The 1,998-nt window shown below is 62.2% G+C and carries 6 protein-coding genes; all 6 read right to left on the reverse strand.

What is annotated here, in order from left to right:
* A partial coding sequence (locus WA702_RS03895) for a 50S ribosomal protein L6 (RefSeq protein ID WP_425109214.1) occupies nucleotides 1–211 on the reverse strand: 211 nt, incomplete at its 3' end.
* A 12-nt stretch (nucleotides 212–223) separates the two neighbouring features.
* Nucleotides 224–622: a 30S ribosomal protein S8 gene (gene rpsH / locus WA702_RS03900; RefSeq protein WP_425109215.1), complete on the reverse strand. Its 399-nt coding sequence runs from the start codon at nucleotides 620–622 to the stop codon at nucleotides 224–226.
* A gap of 13 nt (nucleotides 623–635) precedes the next feature.
* The gene (gene rpsN / locus WA702_RS03905) at nucleotides 636–941 is read right to left on the reverse strand and encodes a 30S ribosomal protein S14 (protein WP_425109216.1); all 306 of its coding nucleotides are present in this window, start codon (nucleotides 939–941) and stop codon (nucleotides 636–638) included.
* Nucleotides 942–990: 49 nt separating this feature from the next.
* Nucleotides 991–1,548, reverse strand: a complete 558-nt coding sequence (rplE, locus tag WA702_RS03910) for a 50S ribosomal protein L5 (RefSeq protein WP_425109217.1) — start codon at nucleotides 1,546–1,548, stop codon at nucleotides 991–993.
* The gene (gene rplX / locus WA702_RS03915) at nucleotides 1,541–1,855 is read right to left on the reverse strand and encodes a 50S ribosomal protein L24 (RefSeq protein ID WP_425109218.1); all 315 of its coding nucleotides are present in this window, start codon (nucleotides 1,853–1,855) and stop codon (nucleotides 1,541–1,543) included. The genes rplE and rplX overlap by 8 nt, the downstream gene beginning before the upstream one ends.
* On the reverse strand, nucleotides 1,855–1,998 hold a 144-nt coding region (locus WA702_RS03920), incomplete at its 5' end, for an uL14 family ribosomal protein (RefSeq protein ID WP_425109219.1). The genes WA702_RS03920 and rplX, both read right to left, overlap by 1 nt.

Consider the following 1,998-nt stretch of genomic DNA (forward strand, 5'->3'; position numbering starts at 1 on the left):
GCGCCCGCGCCGTGCCGTAGAGCGAGCGCGCGCGCTTGGTCTCGGAGCGCGGGGCAACCGTGACCTGGCCGTTCTCGAACTTCACCTCGACATCGTCATGGACGATGAACTGAAGCTGGCCCTTCGGGCCCTTCACCTTGACGGTCTGTCCGTCGACGGCGGCCGTCACACCGGACGGCACCGCCACAGGCCTCTTGCCAATACGTGACATGACTAATCCTTTTTAGAACACCGTGAAGAGAACTTCACCGCCGACATTCGCGTCACGCGCGTCATGATCGGCCATGATTCCCTTCGGCGTCGACAACACCGAAATGCCAAGCCCGTTGTTCACGCGCGGCAGGTTCTTCACGGAAGTGTAGACCCGACGACCGGGCTTGGAGACCCGCTCGATCTCGCGGATCACAGGCTCTCCGTCGAAATATTTCAGCTCGATCTCGATCTCGCTGCGGCCCGAGGCGTGCTCCACCGTGGCATAGCCGCGGATGTAGCCCTCGGACTTCAGCACTTCGAGCACGTTGGCGCGCATCTGGGAGCCCGGGGTCGAAACCTTCGACTTCGAGCGCATCTGCGCGTTGCGGATGCGGGTGATCAGATCGCTGATGGGATCGTGCGTTGACATTGTGCGACCCTCCTTACCAGCTCGACTTGACGAGGCCGGGAACCAGGCCCTTCGAGCCAAGCTCACGCAGCGCGATACGGCTGAGCTTGTTCTTGCGATAGTTCGAGCGTGGACGGCCCGTCAGCTCGCAACGGTTGCGAATGCGGGTCGCCGACGAGTTGCGCGGCATCTCGGCGAGCTTCAGGGTCGCGGCGAACCGTTCCTCCATCGGCTTTTCCTTGTCGGCGATGATCGCCTTCAACCGCGCGCGCTTCGGAGCGGCGTTCTTCGCCATCCGCTTGCGCCGGTTGTTCTTCTCGATTGAACTCTTCTTTGCCATGCTTGGCTCCTGGGTATCCGCGTATGAGATGCTTTTGACGATCAGCGTCTCACTGCCGGAACGGGAAATTGAATGCGGTCAGAAGGGCACGCGCTTCTTCATCGTTGCGCGCGGTGGTGCACACCGTGATATCCATGCCCACGCCTTCCCCGGCCTTGTCGAAGTCGATTTCCGGGAAAATGATGTGCTCCTTGAGACCGAGCGAATAGTTGCCGCGGCCATCGAAGCTCTTCGGGTTCAGGCCGCGGAAGTCACGCACGCGCGGCAGCGCGACGGTGACCAGACGGTCGATGAACTCGTACATGCGAGCCTTGCGAAGCGTGACCTTGCAGCCGATCGGCTGGTTCTCGCGCAGCTTGAAGGTCGCGATGGCGACGCGCGAATAGGTCACGATCGCCTTCTGGCCCGCGATCAGCGACAGATCGGCAGCCGCCGTCTCGGCCTTCTTGCGGTCGTTGACGGCCTCGCCGACGCCCATGTTGAGCACGACCTTGTCCAGCCGCGGCACCTGCATGACGTTCTCGTAGCCGAACTTTTCCGTCAGCTCGCTCTTGATCTTGCGGTCATATTCCGCGCGCAGGCGCGGCGTGTAAGCTGTCTCAGCCATCGATCTCAGCTCCCGAGCTCTTGGCGATGCGCACCTTCTTGCCGTCCGCCTGAATCTTGAATCCGACGCGTGTCGGCTTACCGTCCTTGCCGACATAAGCGATGTTCGACAGGTCGATCGGCGCCTCCTTGGAGACGATGCCGCCTTCCTGCTGCGCCGTCTGCTTCTGGTGGCGCTTCACCATATTGACGCCGCGCACCAGGGCCTTGCCCTCGGTGGGACGCACCTCGAACACCTCGCCAGTGCGACCCTTGTCACGGCCGACCAGCACGATCACCTTGTCGCCCTTGCGGATCTTGGCAGCCATCACAGCACCTCCGGCGCAAGCGAAATGATCTTCATGTGGTTTTTGGCGCGCAGCTCGCGTGGCACCGGCCCGAAGATACGGGTGCCGACCGGCTCGGACTGATTATTGATCAGCACGGCGGCGTTGCGGTCGAAGCGGATCAC

The sequence above is a fragment of the Bradyrhizobium sp. genome (genome assembly GCF_049798375.1).
Taxonomy (GTDB): Bacteria; Pseudomonadota; Alphaproteobacteria; order Rhizobiales; family Xanthobacteraceae; genus Bradyrhizobium.

What these genes read in the sequence shown, in the direction of transcription:
- rpsH (WP_425109215.1), bottom strand. Translation starts at nt 622, where the DNA reads ATGTCAACGCACGATCCCATCAGCGATCTGATCACCCGCATCCGCAAC.
- rpsN (WP_425109216.1), bottom strand. Translation starts at nt 941, where the DNA reads ATGGCAAAGAAGAGTTCAATCGAGAAGAACAACCGGCGCAAGCGGATG.
- rplE (WP_425109217.1), bottom strand. Translation starts at nt 1,548, where the DNA reads ATGGCTGAGACAGCTTACACGCCGCGCCTGCGCGCGGAATATGACCGC.
- rplX (WP_425109218.1), bottom strand. Translation starts at nt 1,855, where the DNA reads ATGGCTGCCAAGATCCGCAAGGGCGACAAGGTGATCGTGCTGGTCGGC.